23 protein-coding genes and 1 pseudogene are annotated in these 26,732 nt (G+C 35.1%); 11 read left to right on the top strand and 13 right to left on the bottom strand.

Features of this window, described 5'->3' with window-relative positions; translation table 11 throughout:
• Positions 1–3: 3 nt before the first annotated feature.
• The 3 genes from tauC to tauA are packed head-to-tail and all read right to left on the bottom strand — an operon-like array spanning position 4 to position 2,674.
• The gene (gene tauC / locus P256_RS02040) at positions 4–867 is read right to left on the bottom strand and encodes a taurine ABC transporter permease TauC (RefSeq protein ID WP_023272019.1); all 864 of its coding nucleotides are present in this window, start codon (positions 865–867) and stop codon (positions 4–6) included.
• Complete coding sequence (locus P256_RS02035; protein ID WP_023272018.1) at positions 864–1,643, bottom strand: ATP-binding cassette domain-containing protein; 780 nt, start codon at positions 1,641–1,643, stop codon at positions 864–866. The genes tauC and P256_RS02035 overlap by 4 nt, the downstream gene beginning before the upstream one ends.
• A 14-nt stretch (positions 1,644–1,657) precedes the next feature.
• Entirely contained in the window at positions 1,658–2,674 is a 1,017-nt protein-coding gene (tauA, locus tag P256_RS02030; protein ID WP_023272017.1) for a taurine ABC transporter substrate-binding protein, read from the bottom strand.
• 240 nt (positions 2,675–2,914) lie between these two features.
• Here tauA and P256_RS02025 point away from each other — a divergent pair, with 240 nt between their 5' ends.
• Positions 2,915–3,907 carry a sulfate ABC transporter substrate-binding protein gene (locus P256_RS02025; RefSeq protein WP_023272016.1) on the top strand — a complete coding sequence of 331 codons (993 nt, stop codon included), beginning with the start codon at positions 2,915–2,917 and terminating at the stop codon, positions 3,905–3,907.
• A gap of 39 nt (positions 3,908–3,946) precedes the next feature.
• On the opposite strand, the gene P256_RS02020 is transcribed toward P256_RS02025, so the two are convergent.
• Positions 3,947–4,708: a glutathione S-transferase family protein gene (locus P256_RS02020; RefSeq protein WP_023272015.1), complete on the bottom strand. Its 762-nt coding sequence runs from the start codon at positions 4,706–4,708 to the stop codon at positions 3,947–3,949.
• A 178-nt stretch (positions 4,709–4,886) separates the two neighbouring features.
• Here P256_RS02020 and ychF point away from each other — a divergent pair, with 178 nt between their 5' ends.
• Together ychF and P256_RS02010 are read left to right on the top strand one after the other, a co-directional pair.
• On the top strand, positions 4,887–5,978 hold the full coding sequence (ychF, locus tag P256_RS02015; protein WP_023272014.1) for a redox-regulated ATPase YchF: 1,092 nt from the start codon (positions 4,887–4,889) through the stop codon (positions 5,976–5,978).
• Between the two features lie 133 nt (positions 5,979–6,111).
• Entirely contained in the window at positions 6,112–6,576 is a 465-nt protein-coding gene (locus tag P256_RS02010) for a MarR family winged helix-turn-helix transcriptional regulator (protein ID WP_023272013.1), read from the top strand.
• Here P256_RS02010 and P256_RS02005 read toward each other — a convergent pair.
• Together P256_RS02005 and map are read right to left on the bottom strand one after the other, a co-directional pair.
• On the bottom strand, positions 6,573–6,881 hold the full coding sequence (locus P256_RS02005) for an RNA-dependent RNA polymerase family protein (protein ID WP_023272012.1): 309 nt from the start codon (positions 6,879–6,881) through the stop codon (positions 6,573–6,575). The two genes, P256_RS02010 and P256_RS02005, sit on opposite strands and share 4 nt — an antisense overlap.
• 67 nt (positions 6,882–6,948) lie before the next feature.
• Entirely contained in the window at positions 6,949–7,743 is a 795-nt protein-coding gene (map, locus tag P256_RS02000; protein WP_023272011.1) for a type I methionyl aminopeptidase, read from the bottom strand.
• A gap of 192 nt (positions 7,744–7,935) precedes the next feature.
• On the opposite strand from map, the gene brnQ (P256_RS01995) reads away from it, so the two are divergent.
• The 4 genes and pseudogenes from brnQ (P256_RS01995) to P256_RS01980 all read left to right on the top strand — a co-directional run.
• Positions 7,936–9,234, top strand: a complete 1,299-nt coding sequence (gene brnQ / locus P256_RS01995; protein ID WP_023272010.1) for a branched-chain amino acid transport system II carrier protein — start codon at positions 7,936–7,938, stop codon at positions 9,232–9,234.
• Between the two features lie 141 nt (positions 9,235–9,375).
• Entirely contained in the window at positions 9,376–10,671 is a 1,296-nt protein-coding gene (gene brnQ / locus P256_RS01990) for a branched-chain amino acid transport system II carrier protein (RefSeq protein WP_023272009.1), read from the top strand.
• A gap of 190 nt (positions 10,672–10,861) precedes the next feature.
• A complete protein-coding gene (locus tag P256_RS01985) occupies positions 10,862–11,062 on the top strand; it encodes a hypothetical protein (protein ID WP_023272008.1) in 201 nt (66 codons plus the stop codon).
• 159 nt (positions 11,063–11,221) lie between these two features.
• A pseudogene (locus P256_RS01980) lies at positions 11,222–11,392 on the top strand (hypothetical protein); the annotation flags it as partial.
• 98 nt (positions 11,393–11,490) lie between these two features.
• On the opposite strand, the gene P256_RS01975 reads toward P256_RS01980, so the two are convergent.
• Entirely contained in the window at positions 11,491–11,940 is a 450-nt protein-coding gene (locus tag P256_RS01975) for a hypothetical protein (RefSeq protein WP_023272006.1), read from the bottom strand.
• 173 nt (positions 11,941–12,113) lie between these two features.
• On the opposite strand from P256_RS01975, the gene purT reads away from it, so the two are divergent.
• The 3 genes from purT to dapC are packed head-to-tail and all read left to right on the top strand — an operon-like array spanning position 12,114 to position 17,183.
• Positions 12,114–13,316, top strand: a complete 1,203-nt coding sequence (gene purT, locus P256_RS01970; protein ID WP_023272005.1) for a formate-dependent phosphoribosylglycinamide formyltransferase — start codon at positions 12,114–12,116, stop codon at positions 13,314–13,316.
• 17 nt (positions 13,317–13,333) lie between these two features.
• The gene (gene glnD, locus P256_RS01965; protein WP_023272004.1) at positions 13,334–16,006 is read left to right on the top strand and encodes a [protein-PII] uridylyltransferase; all 2,673 of its coding nucleotides are present in this window, start codon (positions 13,334–13,336) and stop codon (positions 16,004–16,006) included.
• Positions 16,007–16,013: 7 nt separating this feature from the next.
• Positions 16,014–17,183: a succinyldiaminopimelate transaminase gene (gene dapC, locus P256_RS01960; RefSeq protein WP_023272003.1), complete on the top strand. Its 1,170-nt coding sequence runs from the start codon at positions 16,014–16,016 to the stop codon at positions 17,181–17,183.
• 33 nt (positions 17,184–17,216) lie between these two features.
• Here the strand turns inward: dapC and P256_RS01955 are convergent, their stop codons facing one another.
• Positions 17,217–17,687 (bottom strand): Lrp/AsnC family transcriptional regulator, encoded by a 471-nt coding sequence (locus P256_RS01955; protein WP_023272002.1) that lies wholly within the window; start codon positions 17,685–17,687, stop codon positions 17,217–17,219.
• 466 nt (positions 17,688–18,153) lie between these two features.
• On the opposite strand from P256_RS01955, the gene P256_RS01950 reads away from it, so the two are divergent.
• Positions 18,154–18,867 carry a GNAT family N-acetyltransferase gene (locus P256_RS01950; RefSeq protein WP_023272001.1) on the top strand — a complete coding sequence of 238 codons (714 nt, stop codon included), beginning with the start codon at positions 18,154–18,156 and terminating at the stop codon, positions 18,865–18,867.
• A gap of 55 nt (positions 18,868–18,922) precedes the next feature.
• On the opposite strand, the gene P256_RS01945 is transcribed toward P256_RS01950, so the two are convergent.
• The 5 genes from P256_RS01945 to P256_RS01925 form a co-directional block, all read right to left on the bottom strand.
• Positions 18,923–22,066: an efflux RND transporter permease subunit gene (locus tag P256_RS01945; RefSeq protein ID WP_023272000.1), complete on the bottom strand. Its 3,144-nt coding sequence runs from the start codon at positions 22,064–22,066 to the stop codon at positions 18,923–18,925.
• Positions 22,056–23,255 carry an efflux RND transporter periplasmic adaptor subunit gene (locus P256_RS01940; protein WP_023271999.1) on the bottom strand — a complete coding sequence of 400 codons (1,200 nt, stop codon included), beginning with the start codon at positions 23,253–23,255 and terminating at the stop codon, positions 22,056–22,058. The genes P256_RS01945 and P256_RS01940 overlap by 11 nt, the downstream gene beginning before the upstream one ends.
• The gene (locus tag P256_RS01935; RefSeq protein WP_023271998.1) at positions 23,248–24,594 is read right to left on the bottom strand and encodes a TolC family protein; all 1,347 of its coding nucleotides are present in this window, start codon (positions 24,592–24,594) and stop codon (positions 23,248–23,250) included. Before P256_RS01935 ends, P256_RS01940 begins: the two co-directional genes overlap by 8 nt.
• Before the next feature lie 57 nt (positions 24,595–24,651).
• Positions 24,652–25,023, bottom strand: coding sequence for a cation efflux protein, CzcI-like (locus P256_RS01930; RefSeq protein WP_023271997.1), 372 nt, complete (start codon positions 25,021–25,023; stop codon positions 24,652–24,654).
• A gap of 120 nt (positions 25,024–25,143) precedes the next feature.
• A complete protein-coding gene (locus tag P256_RS01925) occupies positions 25,144–26,610 on the bottom strand; it encodes an amino acid permease (RefSeq protein WP_023271996.1) in 1,467 nt (488 codons plus the stop codon).
• Positions 26,611–26,732 lie beyond the last annotated feature (122 nt).

The following is a 26,732-nucleotide window of genomic DNA, read 5'->3' as shown; positions in this document are numbered from 1 at the left end:
CTCCTACAACTGTTTGCTATACCATGGCGCGAGTTCTTTTTGTAACCAACGTAAAAACAACTCAAAGCTTACAGCAACAACAGCAATAACAATAATGCCTAAAATAACTGTATCTGTAATTAGAAACTGTGCGGCAGATTGCACCATGAATCCAATTCCTTTATCTGCTGCGACCAGTTCCGCTGCAACTAAAGTAGACCAACCAACCCCCAGCCCAATACGAACACCTGTAATGATATGAGGCAAAGCTGTAGGTACAATCACATACCAAAAGACCTGTGAACGGCTTGCACCAAGTGAGAGTGCTGCTCGCTCTCTATTTTGTTGATGACTTAACACGCCATGTGTACTACTAATAATAATTGGTGCCAAAATCGAAAAGAAAATAAGTAATACTTTTGTTGTTTCACCAATACCGAACCAGATGACAAGCAATGGTAAGTATGCTAAAGGTGGAATAGGTCTTAATAACTCAACTAATGGGTCAATGATTGCTCTTGCCCATTTATTTAATCCCATCCAAAGCCCAATAGGCACACCAATAATAACAGCTGCTACAAGCGCAACCAGTACACGGCTGATACTTGCAGCCAAATGCTGCCATAACGTTGCCTTCATAAATCCATGCTGACTCACTTCAATAAATTTATGAAAAACTGTTTGAGGGCTCGGTAAAAATAATGGAGATATTAATCCTAGCGTGGTAACTAGAAACCAAATGGCAATTAATGTTGAAACACTCAAAATACTTAGAAGTAGACTCTGATACTTTTCCCAAAAACGCTCATTTGATGAAGTTTCTCTTTTGCCTTGTGCCACACTATGCCCTTTTTTTTCTTTATCCCGAGTATCTACGATGCTACTCATATCTGTGACTCCACTTCATGGCTAAGCTGTGAGAATAATTGTTCGCGAAGTTCAATAAATTGAGGATCAGATTTAATTGAGCGGATATTTTCTCCATTGCGATAACGATGTGAAAAGTCCAATTGCAGTCTTTTCGCTATTCTTCCTGGTTTTGCTTGCATAATAATAAGCTCTTCACTCAATAGAAGTGCTTCTTCAATATCATGTGTAATTAGAAAAAAACTTTTATTCCGCTTAGACCATAAATCGAGCACGAGTTTTTGCATATTTTCTCGTGTAAATGCATCAAGTGCAGCAAATGGTTCATCAAGTAAAATAAAGTTTGCATGGCTAATCAATGCACGAGCTATACCAACACGTTGTTTCATTCCGCCTGATAATTCCCAAATATTGGACTTAGCAACATGACTAAGCCCAACAATTTGAAGAATTTCTGCTACTTTCTGTGCAATTACTTGTTCTTTCTCTTTTTTTATATCTAAAGAAAATGAAATATTTTCTTCTACATTTAGCCACGGGAATAAAGCATGCTCTTGAAAAACGACAGCTCTCGTTTCATCAGGTTCATGTAGAATTTTTTTATCGAGTGAAATATGTCCAACAGTCGGTTTTTGAAATCCTGCTAATATATTTAATAAGGTAGTTTTACCACAACCAGACTCACCGAGCACAACAGTAAGAGAGCCTTCTGAAAGACTTAAATTAATATTTTCAAGTGTTGGTATTTCTTGTTTGGCAAATGTCAGTCCAATATTTTCAGCAACTAATGTACTCATCATATTCTCCTTATTTATTGCAAAAATGCTGTAGATACATTGTCGTGATAGTCTGCTTTCACTTGATCGACTTTGCCTTGCCCTTTCAAAAATTGCGCCGTATCTAAAATATTTTTAGAAAATTCATTTGAAAGCGTTTCGATTTGCTGTTTTCTACTTAAGTACGTATTTCCTGAAAGTAATAGTGCGATATCAGCAGGGCTAGAACCTGTTAATGTTGAAATCTCATTTACATTTTTCTCATCATGCGAAAATGCTTCAGGGTTTTGGTTGTATTTCTCAAGTTGAGTTAATGCAGTACTCACAAAAGATTTTAAAAACTCGGGATTTTTTTCTGCAAAGTCTTTTCTTACAACCCATAAATCATAAGTTGGTGCACCCCACTCGCCAACTTGATGAGAGTCAATTAATACATTACCTGTTGCTTTAACTTTACTTAAAGCAGGTTCCCATACGTAAGCGGCATCAATATCGCCACGGTTCCAAGCAGCAACAATCTCAGGTGGACGTAAATTAATAATTTTGACTTTATTTTCAGGAATGTTCCAATGCTTTAATGCAGACAATAAACTGTAATGTGTGGTTGATACAAATGGTACAGCAATGGTCTTACCAATTAAGTCACTTGGCTGTTTAATACCTGATTTTTGATTAACTACAAGTGCTTCAGAGCTTCCTAGTTTTGCTGTAATTAAAAATGCTTCAATTGGCACGCCTCTACTTGTTGCAGCAGCGAATGGACTTGAGCCAATATTTCCAATAGAAACATCACCTGATGCTAGTGCATTGACAACATCAGGTCCTGTATCAAACTTCTTCCACTCAATGGGTTGGTTACTATTTTTTTCATATAAGCCTTCTGCCTGTGCAACTTTACTTGGATCTACCCCTGTTTGATAGGCAATGATGATTGGCTTTTTACCTTCATCTGTTATATCTGTATTTCCACGTGTTTGATATACCAAAAAACCAACAAGCGCAGCCAATACAATAACTGTTGTGAAAAGTGGCTTCTTATACTGTTTTCGCATGGCTATAGCACTGACTTATGAATATTATGTATATGTTAAATCTCGTACAAATAAGAAAAAAATAAGAAAAACTGTATTACTTATTTAAATTTAATAAATAGATTTTTCTAATATACTTCTAATAAAATGAGCTAAAGGCAATCTTTAGCAAGATATTTCATATCTATTGTAGATAAAATTATTTAAACATTATTATAGCTAAGGCTATACATAGAAAATGACTGTAATATAGAGCCTATAATGAAACGTATTTTTTTCTCAAGCTTACTTAGTTTTTTTCTTGTTGCACCTGCATTTGCAGAAACTAAAGATTTTTTAAATGTATCTTATGACCCAACACGTGAGTTTTATAAAGCCTTTAATCAGCAGTTTGGTCAGTATTGGTTAAGCAAAACAGGTCAAAAAATAGATTTTAAACAATCTCATGGTGGTTCAGGCAAACAAGCGCGTGCTGTAGCAACAGGATTAAAAGCAGATGTTGTCACACTTGCTCTTTCTAATGATATTGATGAAATTTCAAAGGCAGGATTCATTCGGAAGGATTGGCAAAAACAGTTCCCAGATAATTCTGCGCCGTATACATCTACTGTTGTTTTCTTAGTGCGTAAAGGCAACCCTAAGCATATTAAAGATTGGAATGATCTAACAAAACCAGGTATTGATATTATTACGCCAAACCCTAAAACAGGTGGTGCACCGAGATGGATATATCTAGCTGCTTGGGGATATGCTTTAAAACAGCCTCATGGTAATGATACAACAGCAAAAGAGCTTATTTCTAAAATGTACCATAACGTTAAGGTTTTAGATTCAGGTGCAAGAGGCTCATTAACTACATTTGCAGAGCGTGGTATAGGTGATGTTCTTCTTACTTGGGAGAATGAAGCCCTATTGGCTCAAAAAGAAGATCCAAAAGCTGATTTTGAAATTGTTTATCCTTCAATTTCAATTCTCGCGGAGCCTTCAGTTGCTATTGTTGATAAAACTGTAGATCAAGATGGAAACCGACTTATTGCTAAAGGATATCTCAACTTCTTATACTCTCCAATTGGTCAAGATCTTGCGGCACAATATAACTTTAGGCCCAGAAATGAAGCTATAGCCCAAAAATATGCAGCTAAGTTTCCCAAAATACAGTTATTTACAATTGACTCTATGTTTGGTGGTTGGGAAAAAGCACAAAAAATACATTTCTCAAATGGCGGTATATTTGACCAAATATATAAACAATAATTTTATTTAATAAATAATAAGGAGAAGAAATCCTCCTTATTATATACCTCTCCAATCAATACGCGCATTGCGTTCAGTATTATAAATTCGTTGAACATATTGGCCAATCGCTGTGCTTTGAATAAACATTTGCATATCTAATAATTCTTGACTCTGTTTACTTTCCCCTATTTCCCATGGTGTACCATAAATATTCATCAAAGGAGCTAACATTGAGCAGATAGATATATCAGCCAGTGTGAGATGCTCACCGACTAAATATCCTTTGTGTGCATTTTTAAGCTGTATATTAAGCATCTCAATGATTTCAATAATTCTATGGTGATCATATTTCATTTGCTCATCACTCAAATGAAGACTTTGGCTAATCAATTTTTTGAGCACAGGTTTAGAATACTTCTCAAATTTTCTTAAATATCCTCTTTCATTAATCATGTTATCAATCGATTTCTGATCTATTAGAATTATATTTTGCAATGTCCAACGCCGTACATGTTCTCCAAGTTCATTTGCAATATTATTAAAATTATAAATAGATTCTTTCAATGAACGATTTTGTGGAATTAAAATTTTTTCAGGATATATTTCATCTAAATATTCTGCAATTTTTGTTGAATCATGAATCCATAAATCATTGTCTTTTAAAATAGGTAATGTATTTTGCTTTGTTTTTAACCTAGAAAATGCACGATGTACAATAGGCGTTAAATTTTGCGCAACATAGTCTAATTCTTTATAGTCTAATAACCAGCGTGCTTTCTCACAAAAATGAGACAATGGGAACTGGTAAAGAATACGCATAAATAATAATCCACCAATTTATAATATTTCTTTACTTTAGAGAGCACATGCTAAAAAAACAATGATCTTTTCGTCCTATTTCTTTTTAAATTATTCTTGTATGAATGATTGCCTGACTTTATTTAAACTTTAATGTAAAATCGACAATAATTTTACATTACATCTTTGTGAGTATTGCATGGGTTTTAATTGCGGTATTGTAGGTCTTCCAAACGTTGGTAAGTCAACTTTATTTAATGCCTTAACAAAAGCTGCTATTGCTGCTGAAAATTTTCCATTTTGTACAATTGAACCAAACACAGGTATTGTACCTGTACCAGATGAGCGTTTAGACAAATTATCTGCAATTGTGAAACCACAGCGTGTGTTACCAACAACGATGGAGTTTGTAGATATTGCTGGATTAGTTGCTGGTGCCTCTAAAGGTGAAGGTTTAGGTAACCAATTCTTAGCAAATATTAGAGAAACCGATGCAATTGCACATGTTGTACGCTGCTTTGAAGATGAAAATGTTATTCATGTAAATGGTAAAATTGATCCATTAGATGATATTTCTACTATTAATACAGAGTTAGCGCTTTCAGACTTAGATACTGTAAGTAAATCTCTGCTTCGTCTTACAAAGATTGCAAAAGGTGGCGATAAAGAAGCAATTGCTACAAAAGCCGTTCTTGAAAAAATATTACCTCTTTTAAATGAAGGTCTCCCTGCTCGTGCCGCAGACTTATCTGATGATGATAAGAAAGCACTTCGTGGTTATGGTTTACTTACATTAAAACCAACTATGTATATTGCAAATGTGGCTGAAGATGGATTTGAAAATAATCCTTACCTAGATGCCGTACGTCAACTTGCAAAAGAAGAAAATGCAATTGTTGTTCCCCTATGTAATCAGATTGAAGCTGAAATCTCTTTATTAGAAGATGAAGACCGTACAGAATTTTTAGAAGCAATGGGAATGGAAGAACCAGGACTCAATGTTGTAATCCGTGCAGGATATGGCTTACTTGGTTTACAAACTTATTTTACAGCTGGTGTTCAAGAAGTTCGTGCATGGACTGTAAAAGTTGGTGCAACAGCACCTGAGTCAGCTGGTGTCATTCATACTGACTTTGAAAAAGGCTTTATTCGTGCAGAAGTTATTGCTTATGAAGATTTCATCCAATTTAATGGTGAAAATGGCGCTAAAGATGCTGGAAAATGGCGTTTAGAAGGTAAAAGTTATATCGTTCAGGATGGCGATGTCATGCATTTCCGTTTTAATGTTTAATTAGTAATATATTTTAAAAGCAAGCTTTAGACATAAAGCTTGCTTAATAACTAAAAAAATAAATTATATATTTGTATTTTTTTGTGAAATAGGTCACAATTATTTAGAAATTTATCGTAGTTTGGTTTTTTTAATGTCTAAAAAATATTTAAGATTTTTGCCTTCAACTGATATGGAAAATCAGGATTTCTTATTTTTCCACTGGGTCACTCAAGTTCATGCACAATATGTTCAAGGTGTTGATCATGTCCTTAAAAAATACGGAATTGACCACTCTAGACAACGTATATTGAATGCTTTATTAATTACACCTCATGCAAGTATTTCTGAAATTTCGGAGATGCTTATACTCAAAATGTCGACAACAACAAAGATTATTTATCGTTTAAAAAACGAAGGACTAGTCGATACTTATTCTTGTAATGATGATGGTCGTATTACACGTGTGAATATTACTAATTTTGGTTTAGATACGTTAAATAAAACGAATGATTTAACCAATGCAATTCTAGCAAGAACATTTGATGGATTAACTCCTCTTCAAGTTGAAAAAACTATGGGAAACTTACAAGCAGTATTTAAAAATTTAAAATATTAGGGTTCTGCTCTATATTTTATATTTAGTGGTTTCTTATTTACTAAATCTTCTTTATTTTTTTGGATATGCTTTATTAAAAGCACTGTGATTGAAGGATGGTTAAGCCCTAAACCAAAGGCTTTAATTATAATTTCACTTGGTAATGTATCAAAAAAATATTCAAGATCTTTTTCAGATATATTTTTGAATATCTTATTTTCTATTAGTATTTTTTTTAGATGGTTTTTTTCTTCTTGAATGTTTTTATTATTTTTTCCCCAGTAAGATTTTCTGATTTTTTTTAGGTTATTGTTTTTGTAACTCATATATTTTCCATGCTTAGGCTATTTAAAGTAAGAGCAAAAAAGAGATCGATGCATAAGCATCGATCTTTTAAATTTTAGAGTAATTCCCTGTTCCTTCAGGCCAAGGCGTTAAAAGCTCAAAACCTGATTGAGTTACAACAATCATGTGTTCCCATTGTGCAGATAATGATTTATCTTTTGTAATTACAGTCCAGCCATCAGATAACTCTTTTACCCCAGCTTTCCCTAGATTTACCATTGGTTCTATAGTAAATACCATTCCCTCTTTTAACTTTAAGCCATGACCTTTACTTCCATAATGAAGCACATTAGGTTGCTCATGATAAACTCTACCAATTCCGTGGCCACAGTATTCTCTAACAATACTGTATCCATTTTTTTGTGCTAATGACTGAATAGCATGGCCAATATCCCCTAATGTTGCCCCCGGCTTAACTTGGTAAATTCCTGCCTTCATAGCTTCGTATGTCACTTCGATTAAGTTCTTTGCCTGCGGTGTGATTACCCCTACAGGATACATTCGACTTGTATCTCCATGATATCCATCTTTGATAATTGCAACGTCAATATTGATAATATCACCATCTTTTAAGATTTCTGATTTTGATGGAATTCCATGACATACAACTTCATTTTTTGATATACATGTTGTTTTTGTATATCCATGATATCCAACATTTGCAGGAATCACTTTAAGTGTATTTACAATATAGTCATTACAGATGTCATCTAAGTACTCTGTACTTACACCTGGTTTAACATGCTTTTCAATCATGTATAAAACTTCAGCAGCTAGCCTTCCTGCTACACGCAGTTTGTCTATTTCTTCCGCTGTTTTGATACTTACTTTGGAGTTATACATGAAATTACCCTTCATATTTGTGAAAATAATTTCTTCTCAAAAATACTACACTTAGGCTATTTGAAAAAAAATATGAATTACTTTTCGCTATAGTAAAATATTTCCCTTTTTTTTGAAAGAATTAAACAAGAATTTCAAAAGAGATACTTTTGCACTAAAATATAACATTACTTTTTATTATTGTTCGATGTTATGACTAAACTTAGTATTAGGGATATCATTGCTTTGGGTTTTATGACCTTTGCTCTTTTCATTGGAGCTGGCAATATTATTTTTCCGCCTATTGTCGCACAGCAAGCTGGAGATCATGTTTGGTTAGCTGCCTTTGGTTTCTTAATTACAGGTGTTGGTCTTCCCGTTCTAACAATTATTGCTCTAGCTCGTGTTGGTGGATCTATTGAGACATTAAGTGCGCCTATTGGAAGATTTGCTAGCCTTATCTTAACAATCGTCTGTTACTTAGCAGTAGGCCCTTTATTTGCTACACCTCGTACAGCTACTGTTTCATATGAAATTGGTCTATCTCCATATTTTGGTAGTTCATCATCATCTCTTGTAATTTACAGTGCAATTTACTTTGTTATTGTAGGAATTGTATCTCTTTATCCAACTAAGTTATTAGATACTATTGGTAAAGTACTTGCACCATTAAAAATAGCTGCATTAGCAATTTTATGTATTACAACGCTTGTATTACCTATTATTTTTGCTGCGCCACCAATTAATAATTATGTTACTCGTCCTGTATCTGAAGGATTAGTAAATGGTTATCTTACTATGGACACTTTAGGCGCTTTAGTATTTGGTATCGTTATTACACAAGCAATTGCTTCACGTGGTGTGACTGATCGTAAGTTAATAACCCGCTATGCTGTCATAGCAAGTATTATGGCAGGTGTAGGATTAACAGCATTATATTTATGTTTATTCCGCTTAGGTATTCAAAGTCACTCATTTATACCAAATGCAAGTAACGGCGCGGTTATTCTTCATGCTTTTGTTCAGCACTCATTTGGTAACTTAGGTTCAATTTTCTTAAGTATCCTAATTTTCTTAGCATGTGTGGTTACTGCAATTGGTTTAACATGCTCATGTGCAGAGTACTTCCATAGATTAACTAATATTTCTTACAAATTGCTTGTATTATTATTGGTTGGATTTGCTTTCATTATTTCAAACCTTGGCTTAACAAAGCTCATTGCTTTCTCTGTTCCTATATTGACAGCAATTTATCCACCAGCAATTGTTGTAATTGTTTTGAGTTTCTTTTGGAAGTTTTTTAATAAAGCATCTTTTGTCCTTGTTCCTGTTACAGGTATTGCGCTTATCTTTGGTGTTGTTGAAGGCATTAAAGCATCTTCTTTTGCTTCTATCGTACCTTCATTTTTACAAACATTACCTTTAGCAGAGCAAAACTTAGCTTGGGTTATCCCATGTGCAATTGTTTTATTCATCTCTGTAATTTTCGATAAAATGAATAAAAACGCATAAAGATATAAAATATTTGGCTCAAAAAAATAGATTTTTGAGCCATTTTTTTCAAAAAATGCATAAATTTAATAAGAATATTTCTAAAATTAGTTTTTTTGTCTTAGAATCCTAACTTTAAGATTCTATATTACCTTTAATTCTATGACTAAGCTGAATGTTCGAGATACATTTGCATTAGGCTTTATGACTTTTGCATTGTTTATTGGGGCTGGAAATATTATTTTTCCACCGATTGTTGCATACCAAGCAGGAGACCATGTTTGGCTCGCTGCTTTAGGCTTCTTAGTCACAGCTGTTGGCTTGCCTGTCCTTAGCATTATTATGTTAGGTCGAGTACAAGGTTCAATAGAAACATTAGGTTCATCTATTGGTCGTTTTGCGAGTGTATTACTTGCAGTTGCCTGTTACTTATCGGTAGGTCCGCTATTTGGTATACCAAGAACAGCATCCGTTTCATATGAAATTGGACTTTCTTCTCATTTTACCGATCCACAAAAACCACTACTTATCTATAGTATTGTCTATTTTGTTATTGTAACTTTGGTTTCACTTAACCCAAATAAACTATTAGATTCGATTGGACATATTCTTGCACCAATTAAAATTTTAGCACTTGCTGTTTTATGTGGCGTAACATTATTTGTTCCTTTACTTGATATTCCACCTGCAACCCATAACTATGTTCAACAGCCTGTTGCAGAAGGATTAGTGAATGGTTATCTCACACTAGATACGCTATCGGCACTTGTATTTGGTATACTTATTGTACAAGCAATTAAATCTAGAGGTGTTACAGACAGCAAACTCATTACAAAGTATGCTGTTATTGCCAGTATTATTTCAGGTGTTGGATTAACCATTCTATATCTATGCTTATTTAGATTAGGTGTACAAAGCCATTCTTTCCTACCTACAGCAACAAACGGCGCAGAAATTTTACATGCATATGTTCTAAATACGTTGGGACAAACGGGCTCTTGGTTCCTAAGTTTACTTATATTTCTCGCATGTATAGTTACAGCAATAGGCTTAACATGCTCATGTGCAGAATATTTCCATAAAATGACGAAGATCCCATATAAGATACTTGTATTAGTATTTGTACTCTTCTCTTTGGCATTTGCAAACTTTGGTTTAACTAAACTTATTTCAATTTCAGTACCTATTCTTACTGCAATTTATCCACCAGCGATTGTTGTTATTCTTGCAGGATTGTTTGTACAAAAGTTAAATCGTCCAAAACACGTTGTACTGCCTGTTGCTGCACTGGCTTTTATTATTGGTATTTTTGAGGGATTAAGATCTTCTGAACTCAAAGGACTTGTACCTGACCTTATCAATGCATTGCCACTTGCTGAACAAAATTTAGATTGGTTCATCCCATCTGTAATTTTACTTATTATCTGTGTGATTATTGATAGATTCAAATCCTCTTAACTTCTCACGATATTTGATGAAAATACCTGCAACCATGCAGGTATTTTTTTAAATTATTTCATATTGTCATAATTCAGTAATATAACTTTGATAGCAAAAACTTGACCTTTTTAAAATTCCAAGTAAAATACTAAACTTACATTCACTTATCTGAAGATATTTTTTATCTAAGTACATATTGGAGGCAATCATGAATACAAGAATCAATCCAAATATTGCTATCTATATGGTTATGACTATAGCACTAATGCTTACTCTAAGCGTTCAGGGCGTTATTAGTGGCAACCTAAAAGCTGAACAGTTTTTATATGCAATTGGTGTATCTATTGCTTTTTCTGTTTGGGCAATGATTGATGCAAAATTTCGTCAAAACAGCATAGACTCAAAATAAAAAGAACTAGATTTATCTAGTTCTTTTAAATTACATTAAAAACAACAAATTCAATTCAAAAAATTTCAATAAAATACGACTTATTTCTTGCAGTTTATATTTTTAATTGATTATCCTTATCTTGTTTAAAGATTTACTATCCTATATAGGTAAAATACAATGAAAAAATTACTTTCTACTTCTATTATTGCATTAAGCGTTGCAACATTAAGCGCAGGTGCTATGGCTTGCCCTAAAGGCTCATCTTTACAAGGCGGTACAGGTCCACATCATAAAGGCGGCAAATGTGTTGCTAAAGCTGGCTCTAGTGCAGCTAAATCAGACAAGAAAATGAATCATGATTCAATGTCTAAAATGTCAATGAATAAAAAATCATAAGCTTTTCAGCTAAGATTTAAAAAAAGAAGGTGATGATCACCTTCTTTTTTTTAACTATTTCCTAGTGCAGGGCTATCTAATGCACTTTTACACAACCCTTTATTATGTAGGTAACTCTCCTTTGCATCAGTTTGAGAATCATCATTGGCCTGCACAGCACGTGCCCATGTATCCAAACTGACCATCGCCTTTCTACATAATGCAAAGTTTCCTTCTGCAACAGAGTCACCCATTTTCACATTAATCATCCATTGACTACCAAGCTCTCGTAAAGGCTTACGTACTTCACTGTCAATTTTAGTCAACTCATGATTTTCAACCATTGGCTCCACTTGGTTCATTAATTCCCAAGATTTTTTTGCATATTCTGTTGCATCTTTGCTCAAATTAGGTGCAGGCTTAATTTCAACCTTTTGACCATTGTTATTATTACATGCGGTTAACCCAAGCATCATACCAATGAGTGCTAGAGCCATATACTGTTTTTTGTACAACATCATAACGATTTCACTTCTTACTCATGCGATACACTACGCTATAAGATACATCAAATCGGCGCTATATAAAAAAATACCACTAAATTAGTCATTTTATTCAAAAAATATACTTTTGAATACTTAACAGCATTCCGAGTTCTGTTATTCTAAAATAACCTGAAACAAGGAATAATGACATGAGTATTACAATTGGCACACCTCTGCAACCATCAGCATTCAAAGTATTATTATTAGGCTCAGGAGAACTTGGCAAGGAAGTTGTTATATCCTTACAGCGTTTAGGCGTTGAAGTACATGCTGCAGATCGCTACCATAATGCGCCTGCAATGCAAGTTGCTCACTTCTCACATACTTTAAATATGGCAGATCCAATTGCATTACAACAACTCATAGATGAAGTACAACCTAATCTAGTCGTTCCTGAAATTGAAGCCATTGCAACAGAAGTTTTACTTCATATAGAGAAACAAAATAAAACAACGATTATCCCTTCAGCAAAAGCAGTCAACCTAACAATGAATCGCGAAGGTATTCGTACCTTAGCAGCAGACGAACTCGGTTTACCTACATCAAATTTCCGTTTCGCAGACAATCTAGCATCTTTTCGTGCTGCCTGTGATGATATTGGCTATCCAAATTTTGTTAAGCCTGTAATGTCATCGTCAGGCAAAGGACAATCTCACATTAAAAGTTTTGAGGAGGTCGATGCTGCATGGGACTATGCGATGCAAGCTGCACGTGTAAACCAAGGTAAAGTCATTATAGAATCGCAAATTGACTTCGATTTTGAAATTACACTACTCACCGTGCGCGCAAAGAATCCTACATCTGGTGCAATTGAAACCCACTTTTGCAATCCCATTGGTCATCAGCAACAAAACGGCGACTACATCGAAAGTTGGCAGCCACAGCCAATGTCTCAAGCCGCATTAGAGTCCGCACAACATATTGCCGATAAAATCACAACTGCATTAGGTGGCTGTGGTATCTTCGGTGTTGAGCTTTTCGTAAAAGGCGATCTAGTTTGGTTTAGTGAAGTTTCACCTCGCCCACATGATACAGGCTTAGTTACCCTTGCCTCTCAATTTCAAAATGAGTTTGAACTTCATGCACGCGCTATTTTAGGTTTACCTGTAAATACCGAACAGCATAGTACTGCTGCAAGTGCTGTAATCTATGCAGGTACAGATGGTACAAACCTTTCATTTAATCATCTAGAGACGGCGCTTACAAACCCAAATACAGACTTACGCCTTTTTGGTAAACCTGAAGGCTTCGTAAAACGTCGTATGGGTGTCATTACTGCACGTGCAGCAACAACTGACCATGCTCGTGAAATTGCACGAGAATCTGCAAAACAAATAAGTGTAAAAGCATAAAGAAAAGGGCAAATACAATGGTAAAAATGCGTGCTTTAACCGAATATATTCAACATGACCAAGATATTTCCTCATTACAACAATGGCGAAATGATATAGAACAACACCTTGATCAAAACTTTGAGGAATATGGTTACAGCATCCGCGACATTGTATTGGCTCGATCTAATGCAATTGATGATGCACTTACATTCTTATGGCAAATGACTCAACTCTCAGAAGAAACAACCATTTCTCTCTTTGCAGTTGGTGGTTATGGTCGTAGGGAAATGTTACCTTATTCAGATGTAGACATCATGATATTATCTACATCTGAGCTTACAACAGAACAAGAAGAAAAAGTTTCAAAGTTTATTGCACTCTTATGGGATATAAATATTAAACCCGGTGTCAGTGTACGCACACTACAATCATGTATAGAACAAGCAAAATCAGATCTTACCATTGCAACATCTCTTATCGAAGCTCGTCTCATTATTGGCAATGAAACTTTAGCAAAATGGCCACGGCGTACGGTTAATGACGTTTGGACAGATCGTGATTTCTTTGATGCAAAAATGCTAGAACAAAAACAACGTCATGCGCAACATCACAATACTGAAAGCAATCTAGAACCAGATATTAAAAATGCTCCGGGCGGCATTCGAGATATGAACCAAATTGGTTGGATTGCAAAACGACATTTCCGTGTAAACCGTATTTATGATTTAGTTCACTTAGGCTTTATCTCTGAGTTCGAACTAGAAATGCTAGAACAAGCCGAAACATTCTATTGGGAAATTAGGCACCACCTACACAAACTCACCAAACGTGATGAAAATAGACTGCTATTTGATTATCAACGTGAAATTGCAGCAAAATTTGGCTATACCAATCAAGAAGACCAACACCGTAACTATCCTATAGAACAGTTTATGAAACGCTACTATAGAATGGCACAACAAGTATTTACGCTGAATGAAATTTTATTAGATTATTTCAATCAAGTTGCAATTCAACCGAAGGATCAAGATACAGAAAAAAATATTGTTATCTTGAATGATCGTTTTAAACTGATTGATGGAAAAATTGCAGTTCAACATCATAAAATATTTGCAGAACAGCCCAGTGCTATCTTAGAAATATTTTATCTTATTGGTATTCATCCTGAAATTACAGGAATTCGTGCACGCACATTACGTTTGCTTGTACTTGCAGCAAAAAGTATAGATCAAAATTTTAGAGATAATCCTGAACACCGCCATTTATTCATCAATATTATTCGCTCCTCTACACGCCTCTACGAAACACTTTCACATATGCGACGGTATGGCATACTTGGAAAATATCTACCTGCTTTTGGCCAAATTATGGGTCTCATGCAATACGATTTATTCCATATATATACGGTAGACCAACATACGCTACTATTACTGCGCAATTTAGAAAGATTTCAAGAGCCTGAGTTTGCCAAATCATTTTCTGTTGTCAGCTCTGTATATCAGCGCCTTAGACGTAAAGAAATTATTATGATAGCTGCACTCTTCCACGATATTGCAAAGGGACGTGGCGGTGACCATAGTGAGCTTGGTGCACAAGATGCTTATGACTTCTGTGAAGCACATGGCATTTCTAAGCCCGATACAGAGCTTATTGTTTGGCTGATACAGAATCATTTACTGATGTCACTTACAGCACAAAAGAAAGATATTTCGGACCCAGATGTTATTAAAGCATTTGCAGATAAACTTGGAGACATAGATTATCTCAATTACTTATATACGCTAACCGTTGCAGACATTAATGCCACCAATCCTAAACTTTGGAATACATGGCGCGCTTCTTTAATGCGTCAGCTTTATACACAAACAAGAGAAGTCATTCGTCACGGACTAGATCGGCCTGTCGACTATCAAATGCTCATAGAGGATACGAAATTCACTGCCAGTGAGAAACTTGTACATGAATTTTCACTTGTAGAAGTAGAGCAAGTTTGGCAAGCACTTGGCGATGATTACTTCATCAAAGAATCTGCTGATGAAATTGTATGGCACACCAAAGCCATTCTTGAACACGGCGACAACCCAACACCTCTTATACTCTTACGTGCACAGCGTCAGGCAGCTCAAGATGCAGTTCAGGTATTTATTTACACACAAGATAAACCCAACCTATTTGCAACCACTGTTGCTGTACTCGATCGAATGAACCTTGATGTACAAAATGCACGAATTATTACAGCCAATACAGACTTCAGTTTAGATACCTATATTGTATTAGACCGTTTTGGTACATTATTAAATGATCCTGAGCGTCAAGCTACTGTTAAAAATGCCCTTATCGAAGCCTTAAGCCATTTAGACCAATATCCAAATCTAATGCAGCGCCGTATTCCTAGACAACTTAGACACTTTAATATCGAGAATAAAGTGTCTATTCGTTTTGATGCATCATTACAAAAAAACATTGTAGAGATCTCTACACTTGATCATCCTGGTTTACTTGCAAAAATTGGGGGATTATTCATGATGCAAGGCTTAGATATACACTCTGCAAAAATTGTCACACTTGGTGAAAAAGCAGAAGATATATTCTTTGTCACAAAAAAAGATGACATCCCTCTTTCTGAAGAAGAATCTAATCTTCTTACACAACAATTAAAAGCTGCTTTAGATGAAGCATCTAATCAAGTGACTATTCAACATCGGTAAGCATATTATGAATCATCATCTATCACAATTACATCCATACCCTTTTGAAAAGTTAAATAAACTTTTTTCAGACATTCAACCTGTCGATTTACCACTGATCCCATTATCAATTGGCGAACCCAAACATCCTGCGCCACAAATTGTCATTGATTCTTTAAGCCAAAACTTTAAACATCTTTCAACATATCCAAGTAGCAAAGGTCTACCTGAGCTACGCGAAGCAATCGCAAATTGGCTAAAACAACGGTTTCATTTAAATATCATCAGTGCTGATGCAGAAGTGTTACCCGTTTCTGGTACACGTGAAGCAATCTTCTCATTCGTACAAGCAGTTATTAACCGTGAAGACAATCCATATGTAGTTATGCCCAATCCTTTTTATCAAATTTATGAAGGAGCAACAATTTTAGCAGGAGGCACACCATACTTTATTAACTGTACAGCAGAAAATGGGTATTTAGGCGACTTTGATGCCGTACCTGCAGAAGTATGGGAAAAGACAACGCTTCTCTTTATATGTACTCCGGGCAATCCAACAGGAGCAACATTTTCTAAAGAGCAACTGCAAAAACTAATTCAACTTTCTGATCAATACAATTTCACAATTGCTTCAGATGAATGCTATTCAGAACTATGGTTTGAACAAGCACCTGTTGGACTGCTTGAAGCCTGTGCAGATATGGGACGCAATGATTATAAAAATTGTGTTGTATTTCATTCATTGTCAAAACGTTCAAACCTACCGGGCATGCGCTCAGGCTTTATTGCAGGTGATGCAGCGCTTTTAGCACCATACTTACAATATAGAACCTATCATGGTGCAGCTATGCCTGTACAACATCAAATTGCTTCTATTGTTGCTTGGAATGATGAAACCCATGTCGAAGAAAATAGAAAGCAGTATCGTCAAAAGTTCAATCTATTCCAAAACGAGTTGAGTCATTTACTGCCATTACAAAAACCTGATGCAGGATTTTACTATTGGTTAAAAGTCGATAATGACGAAAAATTTGCAAGAAAACTATTAAAAGAAGCAAATATTAAAGTACTTCCTGGACGTTATCTATCTAGAGAAACTGCTCATGGTAATCCGGGAGAAAATCATGTACGAATGGCGCTTGTTGCAGACATTCAACAATGTGAAGAAGTTATAAAACGACTAAAGAATATTTTATAAAAATATGGGGAGTCACACTCCCCATTTATTTTATTAAATATGACTCAACATACTATGGCAGTTAAACACATCATACTTTTTAATCACGAAGCTCGAATGGAGTGCTGTTACATTATCAATTTTTGCAATGCGGCGTAGAAGAATTTCACTATAGTTTTCCATATCTTTAGCAACAAGTTCTACAATAAAGTCTGCACTTTGGCCTGTGACTAGATAAGCATTAATCACCTCAGCGATTGATTCAATTTCTGCTAAAAAAACATCAAATGTTTCACTGTCATGCTTACTTAAAGAAACTTGCAAAAGAATATGCAGTTTAAAACCTAATTTTGCATAATTAATTTCTCTTTTTAAGCTTGTCATCACATTTGCTTCAATCAGTAGCTTGATACGGCGATGCACAGAACTGACAGATAAGTTTATTCGCTCAGACAATTCATTTAAATTTAAATCTTCATGCGTTAGAATTTCAAGAATCTGTTTATCAAAACGATCGAGTTGCATATTTTCCCTTATAGTTAAGATTTTTACGGAAAATATATCGAGGCAGGCATAAAATTTTAAGGGTCAAGGGAAAACAATTTGTTTACTTTAAACAGCGTTATGTGGGTAACATATTGCTGACGCAGATCAACTTTTGGTTTACTGTGTTTAAAGCCGAGAATGAACCTTTTGAGTTAAGTCAGCAATCTCCCAATCTAACTGACGCTCTTCTCGATCCCCATCACACCCTGATTTATAATATAGCGCTAACCAAACCGAATTATTTTCCTAAATAAAATAAATTTTGACGTATTTCTAAAAAAAATTCCACAAAAAAAACATTAGTTATAATTTTTTCCCAATTGTCTTATTTATAGCCTATTTTTTTATTATTTTTCTTAGAAACTAAAGAAAAATTTCTATCACCTATTTGCATTTATATAAATACAATAAGATTATAAAAAATCATTTAAAGTAGAGACTTCCTATGCATAAAAATCAGTATGATCAGCCTATTGGCGAGCCAATCCTCAATTGGGATAAAAGAGATCTCCCCCAAAAGAAAATATTAGATGGTAAATATTGTACTTTAGTGCCTTATAAAGTGAATCTTCATGCAAAAGATTTATATAGCGCCTATTCTGAGGCTTTAGATGATAGAGACTGGACATGGCTCCCTATAGGACCTTTTAGAAACTTTGAAGAATACCTTTCCTGCGCCAATCAATTTGAAATAAGCAATGACCCTATACATTACGCAGTGATCAATAAAATAACTCAACAAGCGGTTGGCTCTATTGCACTTATGCGTATAGATACAGAAAACGGTGTTGTAGAAATGGGATTTGTACTTTACTCACCACAACTCAAAAAAACGAGAATTGCTACAGAAGCACAATATCTACTTATGCAATATATATTTGACGAACTTAAATATAGAAGATATGAATGGAAATGTGATTCTTTCAATGATCCATCAAAAAAAGCAGCATTACGTCTAGGCTTTACTTATGAAGGCACTTTTAGGAAACTAGTTGTATATAAAAATAGAAGTAGAGACACATCTTGGTTTTCTTTAATAGATAGTGAGTGGTCACTCAATAAATCTGTACTTCAATCTTGGCTAGATCCAAATAACTTTGACCAAGATGGTCAACAGATTTTATCTATTCAACAAATACGCGATCAGAAAATATTATAATTTTTTATATGTCCTACACGTAATAGTGTGTAGGACATATAATTACAGCGAACAACTAACTTTTACGTTCATTCCACCATCTATAAACAATAGGTACGACTATAAGCGTCAACAATGTTGATGACACAATTCCACCAATAACAACCGTTGCTAATGGTTGCTGAACCTCAGCACCCGTACCCGTTGCCAATGCCATTGGTACAAACCCTAAAGAAGCAACACAGGCTGTCATTAATACTGGGCGTAATCTTAAAATAGCACCCTGCCAAATGGCTTGTACCAATGAATGACTCTGAGCTAGTTCCTTAATAAAGGTCAGCATGACTAAGCCATTGAGTACAGCAACACCTGATAATGCAATAAATCCAATACCCGCAGACATAGAAAATGGAATATCCCTTAACCACAATGCAACAACACCACCAGAAAGTGCAAAAGGAACTCCCATAAAGACCAATAAACTTTCTTGCAAACGACCAAAAACAGCAACCAATAGAACAAAAATTAAAGTAAGCGCAATGGGCACAACAATTTGCATTCGTTGCGCTGCCGACTGTAGGTTTTCAAACTGACCACCATAGCTCATCCAATAGCCAGCAGCTAGCTTCTGTTGTTGCATGACTTGCTGTACTTCTTGTACAAAAGAGCCCAAATCACGATTACGTACATTTGCAGTAATAACAATACGGCGTTTCCCTTCTTCTCGACTAATTTGGCTAATACCACTCACTTCTTCAACTTTTGCAACATCTTTTAAAACAATAGAGCCACCACCTGGCAATGAAATCGGTAATTGCTGTAGCTGCTCCAAACTATTCAATGTTGGAGATAGCCTTACAACAAAATCAAAACGGCGATCTCCTTGCAGAATTTTACCGACAGATTGCCCACCAGTTGCCATCGCAACCCAGTCTTGTATCATCTTTGTAGAAAGACCATATTGTGCAATCTTGTCATGCTGTATATCTACATTTAACATAGGCAACCCTTGCGTTTGCTCTATTTTCACCTCACTTGCACCATCAATAGTCTTTAGCCGCTTTTCTACTTTTTGGGCTTCATCTGCTAGAACATTTAAATCATCACCAAAAATTTTTACACCAATATCGCTTCGCACACCAGAGATCAACTCATTAAAACGAAGTTCAATAGGCTGAGAAAATTCATTTGCATTTCCAGGAATATGTTCAACATATGCCATCATACGTTGTCTTAAATCAGAAATCGTTTCTTTAGGATTTGACCATTCAGCTTGAGGCTTCAATAGAACAATGCTATCTGAAATATTTGGTGGCATAACATCTGTAGCAACTTCAGCAGTGCCTGTGCGTGCAAATATTGCTTTAACCTCTGGGAAATTCTGAATCAGTTGCTGCTCAACTTTTTCTTGCATTTGCAAAGATTGTTCTATGCCTGTACTTGGCGCACGCATAAATTGTATTGCAAAGTCTCCTTCACTTAGTTTAGGCGTAAACTCTGTACCCATTTTAAAAGCAATCGTGCCTGTAATACATAAGATAGATATGACTACTGCAATAAGTATCGCTTTATATGCATATGTTATATCTAGTACTAATAGATAAATCTCTTTTAGCTTTATCATCCAACGGCTTTCTTTTTCAGAAACTTTGCCTGTTACGCATAGAGCCACTGCCGCGGGCACAAAAGTTAAAGATAAAATCATTGCACCAACAAGTGCGAGTACAACTGTCATTGCCATTGGGTGGAATAATTTCGCCTCTACACCTGTAAGTGCAAAGATTGGAATATATACCACCATAATAATCAGCTGACCAAAAATAAGTGGTCTTCTTGCTTGCTGTGCTGCTAAAAATACTTCTCTAAACCTTTCTTTACGTGTTAACAAACGTCCTTTTTCATGCTGTGCATTAGCAAGTCGCCGTATACAGTTCTCAATAATAACTACAGCACCATCAATAATAATTCCAAAATCTAAAGCACCTAAACTCATTAAATTGGCACTAATTTTTTGTTCTGCCATTCCTGTTAGAGTAAATAGCATTGATAGAGGAATAATGCATGCTGTAATTAATGCTGCTCTAAAGTTCCCTAGGAATATAAATAGAATAACAATGACTAAAACAGCACCTTCAATCAGGTTTTTGACGACGGTTTTAATGGCTTTATCAACCAAATTCGTACGGTCATATACCGTTTCTATCACCACACCTTTTGGAAGTGTTTTTTGAATTTCTTGTACTTTTTTATGAACAGTTTGAGCAACGGTACGACTATTTTCTCCCATCATCATCATTGCAATACCTAAAACAGCCTCTTTACCGTTATAAGTAGCACCGCCTGTTCGTAAATCATGACCAATTGAAACAGTTGCTATATCTGAAATACGAATAGGTGTATTGCCTTTATTTTGTACCACAACATTTTCAATATCTGAAACCGTTTTTAAAACACCGGGCACACGTACAGTCAATTGCTGACCATTATTTTCAACAAATCCTGCACCTTTATTCTCATTATTTTGTTCTAAGACTTCTGTAATTTGGTTTAAAGAAATACCAAGTTGCTGTAGTCGACTCAAATTTGGCGAAACAATATAATTTTTATCATATCCTCCAATACTATTTACTTCAGCAACACCAGAAAGTCGTTGTATCTGTGGTTTTACAATCCAATCTTGTATTTCTCTTAAATCCATTGGGCTATACACAGAACCATCGGGCTTTTTGGCATTAGTATCAGCGCGTATTACCCATTGATATATTTCACCTAGTCCTGTAGAAACAGGTGAAATCTTAGGCTCTACAGATAATGGCATCTCTCCTCTAACTTTTTGCAAACGCTCTGTAATTTGCTGTCTTGCCCAATATATATCCGTACCATCTTTAAAAATTACAGTTATCTGAGATAAACCGTAACGAGAGATCGAACGTGTTTGCTGTAAGTCTGGAATACCCGCCATTTCATTTTCAATTGGATATGTAATTCTCTGCTCAGTTTCTAATGCTGTGAATCCCTTTGCTTCACTATTAATTTGAACTTGAACATTCGTAATATCTGGAACTGCATCAATTGAGAGTCTCTGATAACTAAAAACTCCAATAGCAATCCAAATAAGTGTAAACAATATGACCCATAGTGCATTTTGAATTGAAAATTGAATAATTGAATCAAAAATACCCTTAGACTTTGGAAAAGTATCATCGTGCTTAGTGCCCATGATCAGCTTCTCCTTTCTCCATATCAGATTTCAGAGTAAAGCTTCCTTCTGTAACATAGCGTTGATCTATATCCAAACCTTCGACAACCTCAACCCAGTTTTTTTCAGAGTCTAAACCTAGTACGACTTCTGTAGGCTGAATAAGGAGTTTCCCTTGTTGCTCGGTCACAGTAAATACAACGTTTTTACCCTCAACCTTCTGTATCGCAGTTTTTAAAATACGATTTACTTTTGATGATTTTGTTGCCAAGCGAATATTTACCATCATATTTGGTTTTAACATCGGGTCTTGACTTGTTATATCTGCTTGAACCTTAATTTGACCTGTTTGCTCATTTGCTTCAGGTAAAACTGTTCTGATTTTTGCTCGATATACATTTTGTGTCTGTATCGATTCAAATGTTACATCTGAAAGCTGAGATAAATTTTGAGAAAAATGACTTGGGATAACAAACTCTAACCACAAATGACGATTATCATCAATGACCATAACCTGATCTGTAACTTGAATATACTCACCTACTACAAGGTCTTTTTTAGAAACAACCCCATCAATTGGAGATTTAACAGCATACATTCCATTAGCAGTATTTACACCTAATGTAACCAATTTACGGCGTAATGTTTGAACTTCAATTTGACTACGTTTATAAGCATTAAAAGCCTTTAAATAATCTTGTTGCGCTGAAATACCTTGTTGAAAAAGTAGATTTTCTCGCTGATAATCTTGCTGAGATAGCTTTAAGTTTTCTTCTGCTAAACTCAAATTTGCCTGCTGATCAATCAGTTCTGGTGAAGATACCCATGCCAAAATATCTCCTTTCTTTACCGTTTGCCCTAAAGAAACATTAACCTTTTCTATACGACCAGAAAACCCTGATGAAATATGTGCCTGTTGATTTGGATTCTGCACAATCTTTGCAGGATAAAGTGATGAGTTGCTCACTTCACCTTGTTCAACCTTTGCAATATTCATACCTTGTTGCACAGCTTCTTCAGGTGTTATTACCATACTCCATTCTTTTTCTTTATGATCTGATTGTGCCTCATCATTGTGTTTTTCAGTCTTTGACTCACCTTCATGATCATGGCTATCTGAATGTTTAGACTCTTGTACTTTAAAAATAAAACCGATGATGCATGCTGTAAATACACCAATAATTCCGATCCATAACTTACTCTTATTCATTTTCCATCCCCAATCTCAAAGATTTATTTAAATTATTAATTGCATCTGTATACAAAATACTTTCTGGCTCAATACCAAACCGTAGGCAATCTAGCTGCATTGTTTTTTGAAAAATATTTCTATTGAGTTCAATTTCCTGTAGCTGCCTTTGCTGTAGTTCTAAAGTCGATAGCTGTATATCTGTTACGGCATACTTACCTGCTTTAAAGCCAAGAAGCATTTTTTGTTGAATACTTTTTGATAAAGGAATTTGAGAATGAGTTAAGGTATTTAGCTTCTCCTTAAGTAACTTAATTTCAGCAGATAAGTTTTTTATATCAATAAGTTGCTGCCTTTGATATCGAAGACGCTCTTGCTCTACTAACTTTAATTTTGTTTCTTCAATCTTTTGGCTATATTGCTCACGATTAAAAATATTTAATGGAATATCTAAACCAACACGTACTTGCTGATCAGACTTTCCTCCAAATTCACTTTGCGTTCTTACTACACCTAAAGTGACTGAAGGTTTTGGCTTTGCTTGTGCCTTTAAATAATCAAGTTGAGCTTCAAAACTCTGTTTTTGTAATTGCACTGCACTTTCATAGATATTTATTCTCAGTGGCATACTTTCAGCTTGCTGTTGCCATGCCTGTTCCGACATTTCATTTAAATGAAAATTAGAGGCTGTACTACCCCATAATTTTGAGAACTTATTTTTCAGAATTTCTAATGCAGCTGTTTGTTGTTTATACTGCGATTCTAAATCAAGCGTTGAGACTTCTACTCTTTCAAAATCTATCTTTGCAATACTTCCTGCTTGTAAACGCAACTGAGCTGTATTAAGGCTTAGCTCACTTACTTCGAACTGTTGTTTTAATATAGCTACTTCTTTTTCCAAAAATAAAATCTGCATCCAAAAATACTTCACAGCTAAGAATTGCTGTATTTGATACATCTCTTTATTTAGAATTACATTTTGCTTTTGAATTTGAGAAACGTACGCTGCTTTTCGCTTTGTACCAAAAATATCAATCTGCTGCGCAACTGAAATTTCAGATGATTTTTCCTGGCGGCGATTAAACCCTGTTTGCTGTATAGAAAGTGTTGGATTGTCCCAGACCTTACTCTTTGCAACCTCTAAGTTAGCGATTTTTTCCTGATTACTCCACTTTTCAGGTTGCTGATAAGCTTCAATCTTTTGTAATGTCTGACTAAAAACTAATGGAGTTTCTTCAGCATATACCACATTTGATGAGATAGAACATAACGCACAGAGCAATGCAGCACTATGTATGTAAAACTTACGTATAGTATTCATTTTTTGATAATGAACACTTACCTTATATAAAAAAGACATGAAAAAGCCCCGAATTAAATTAAATTTAAACGGTGGGCTATTTTTCGGCTACCCCACCTATAGCGGGGCTAAATTTGGAGGGGGTGAATTAAAACTCAAATATGGAGAGGAGTACAAGTTTCGCCAATCTGTATCATCTCTAGACTGTGCAATCTTACTAACAGGCTGAGGTACACCTTGGGCTTCTACAAGAATAAGTGGAGAAAATGAAGGAAGATGGTCACTATGGTCATCTTGACTCGAAAAAAACTTGTTCTCTTGACTTACAGTTAACTGATGACCCGAACTATGATGACCAAAATGCATTTGAGTGGCATATGTAGAGACTGTACCTTTTTCATGTGTGCAAAAAGCCGCTGCAATATTCCACATACTTTGGAATAGCAGTAAGCCCGATAAAACCAATAAAAATACTGACTTCTTTTTCACACAGTACAACCAATAATAACTTTAATTAATAAAACATAATGTGATAAAAATATCAACCGTACAAACTAAAAATGCTCTCAATTAGAGCATTTTTAGTTTTCTATTTCTATAGACTATTAATTAATCACGTTCAACTCGTTTACCATGTTGCAAAATCCAAGAACGTTCTACATCTTTTTTGCTACGATACTTATAAGCGATGTAAAGACCGCCAAACCAAAGAGGTGAACAATACAAAGCAATTCTAGTATCATGGTCTAAACTAAGCACAACAGTGACAAATACAAGAAATGCCAAACATAGCCACGACATAAAGATACCTGCTGGCATTTTATATACAGACTTTTTATGAAGCTGTGGTACTTTTTTACGATATGCAAGGTATGAAACCAACATCATTCCATATACAAACATAATAAGAACTGTTGTTAATGATGAGAAGATCGTGAAAGCTGTCATTACATTTGGAATAATAAACAACATACTTGTACCAATAATGATACAACCCATTGAAAATAATAGGCTATTTACAGGAACTTTGCCCTTAGATAACTTTTTGAAATATTTTGGTGCATCACGCTCAACAGCTAGTCCATACATCATACGACTTGTCGCGAAAATACCACTATTTGCAGATGACATTGCAGATGTTGTTACAACAAAGTTGACTAAAGTCGCTGCAATTGGTAGTCCAATAAGTGTAAACATATGCACAAATGGACTTTGATTTGGACTAACTTGTGCCCAAGATGTCACTGAAATAATACAGATTAGTGCTCCAACGTAGAATAATAATATTCTTATAGGAATTGAATTAATTGCTTTAGGTAATGTTTTGCTTGGATCTTTTGTTTCAGCAGCAGTTGTACCTACAAGTTCAACACCAATGAAAGCAAATATAGCTATCTGAAAACCTGCTAAAAACCCTGAAAACCCATGAGGAAAAATAGACCCTGCCTCTAAGACATGTGACAAGGAAGCTTTTACACCATTTGGTGAAGTAAACCCTGTTGAAATTAAATAAATTCCTACTAACAAGAACGTAATAATGGCAACAATTTTAATGAGTGCAAACCAAAATTCAGTTTCACCAAACATTTTCACTGTAAGCAAATTCAATATTGTTAGTGTACTTACTGTAATAAAGGCGGGTATCCATGCAGATAAATGAGGGAACCAAAACTGGAAATAGCCTCCAATCACAATAATGTCGGCAATGGCAGTAATAATCCATAACATCCAATAAGACCAGCCCATGAAGAACCCTGCCCATGGACCTAGATAAGCCGTTGCAAAATCTGCAAAAGACTTATAATTGGTATTGGAGAGCAACAACTCTCCCATTGCACGCATAATAAAATAAAAGAAAAACCCAATAATCATATAGGTTAAGACAATAGAAGTTCCTGATAAACTTAATGTCTTACCTGTACCCATGAATAAACCTGTACCAATAGCTCCACCAATCGCGAGTAATTGAATATGACGGTTTGTTAAAGAACGTTGTAGTTTTTCTTCATCCTTATCAAAGTGTCCGCCAAATAAATCACCTTTTACATCTATTGGTCTATCTGTATCTTTATTCATACATGTTACCCCTTACATACCTACGAATTAGGCTAAATTTCTGAAAGCAATATTTTCTATAAGCAATATATATGCCATTAGTCAGATAGTCAGATAGTCAGATAGTCAGATAGTCAGATAGT

The sequence above is a fragment of the Acinetobacter nectaris CIP 110549 genome, from assembly GCF_000488215.1.
GTDB lineage: Bacteria > Pseudomonadota > Gammaproteobacteria > Pseudomonadales > Moraxellaceae > Acinetobacter > Acinetobacter nectaris.
This window is presented reverse-complemented; position numbering and strand designations above follow the sequence as displayed.

Bases quoted from the DNA above. Each gene is read 5' to 3' on its own strand.
- map (WP_023272011.1), bottom strand. From the start codon at position 7,743: ATGTATAACTCCAAAGTAAGTATCAAAACAGCGGAAGAAATAGACAAA.
- P256_RS01955 (WP_023272002.1), bottom strand. From the start codon at position 17,687: ATGCAACTCGATCGTTTTGATAAACAGATTCTTGAAATTCTAACGCAT.
- P256_RS01925 (WP_023271996.1), bottom strand. From the start codon at position 26,610: ATGAATAAAGATACAGATAGACCAATAGATGTAAAAGGTGATTTATTT.
- brnQ (WP_023272010.1), top strand. From the start codon at position 7,936: ATGACTAAACTTAGTATTAGGGATATCATTGCTTTGGGTTTTATGACC.
- P256_RS02010 (WP_023272013.1), top strand. From the start codon at position 6,112: ATGTCTAAAAAATATTTAAGATTTTTGCCTTCAACTGATATGGAAAAT.
- P256_RS02020 (WP_023272015.1), bottom strand. From the start codon at position 4,708: ATGCGTATTCTTTACCAGTTCCCATTGTCTCATTTTTGTGAGAAAGCA.
- ychF (WP_023272014.1), top strand. From the start codon at position 4,887: ATGGGTTTTAATTGCGGTATTGTAGGTCTTCCAAACGTTGGTAAGTCA.
- P256_RS01975 (WP_023272006.1), bottom strand. From the start codon at position 11,940: ATGATGTTGTACAAAAAACAGTATATGGCTCTAGCACTCATTGGTATG.
- tauC (WP_023272019.1), bottom strand. From the start codon at position 867: ATGAGTAGCATCGTAGATACTCGGGATAAAGAAAAAAAAGGGCATAGT.
- P256_RS01950 (WP_023272001.1), top strand. From the start codon at position 18,154: ATGCATAAAAATCAGTATGATCAGCCTATTGGCGAGCCAATCCTCAAT.
- P256_RS01935 (WP_023271998.1), bottom strand. From the start codon at position 24,594: ATGTCTTTTTTATATAAGGTAAGTGTTCATTATCAAAAAATGAATACT.
- P256_RS01940 (WP_023271999.1), bottom strand. From the start codon at position 23,255: ATGAATAAGAGTAAGTTATGGATCGGAATTATTGGTGTATTTACAGCA.
- P256_RS01985 (WP_023272008.1), top strand. From the start codon at position 10,862: ATGAATACAAGAATCAATCCAAATATTGCTATCTATATGGTTATGACT.
- P256_RS01945 (WP_023272000.1), bottom strand. From the start codon at position 22,066: ATGGGCACTAAGCACGATGATACTTTTCCAAAGTCTAAGGGTATTTTT.
- dapC (WP_023272003.1), top strand. From the start codon at position 16,014: ATGAATCATCATCTATCACAATTACATCCATACCCTTTTGAAAAGTTA.
- glnD (WP_023272004.1), top strand. From the start codon at position 13,334: ATGGTAAAAATGCGTGCTTTAACCGAATATATTCAACATGACCAAGAT.
- tauA (WP_023272017.1), bottom strand. From the start codon at position 2,674: ATGCGAAAACAGTATAAGAAGCCACTTTTCACAACAGTTATTGTATTG.
- P256_RS02035 (WP_023272018.1), bottom strand. From the start codon at position 1,643: ATGAGTACATTAGTTGCTGAAAATATTGGACTGACATTTGCCAAACAA.
- P256_RS02005 (WP_023272012.1), bottom strand. From the start codon at position 6,881: ATGAGTTACAAAAACAATAACCTAAAAAAAATCAGAAAATCTTACTGG.
- P256_RS02025 (WP_023272016.1), top strand. From the start codon at position 2,915: ATGAAACGTATTTTTTTCTCAAGCTTACTTAGTTTTTTTCTTGTTGCA.
- purT (WP_023272005.1), top strand. From the start codon at position 12,114: ATGAGTATTACAATTGGCACACCTCTGCAACCATCAGCATTCAAAGTA.
- brnQ (WP_023272009.1), top strand. From the start codon at position 9,376: ATGACTAAGCTGAATGTTCGAGATACATTTGCATTAGGCTTTATGACT.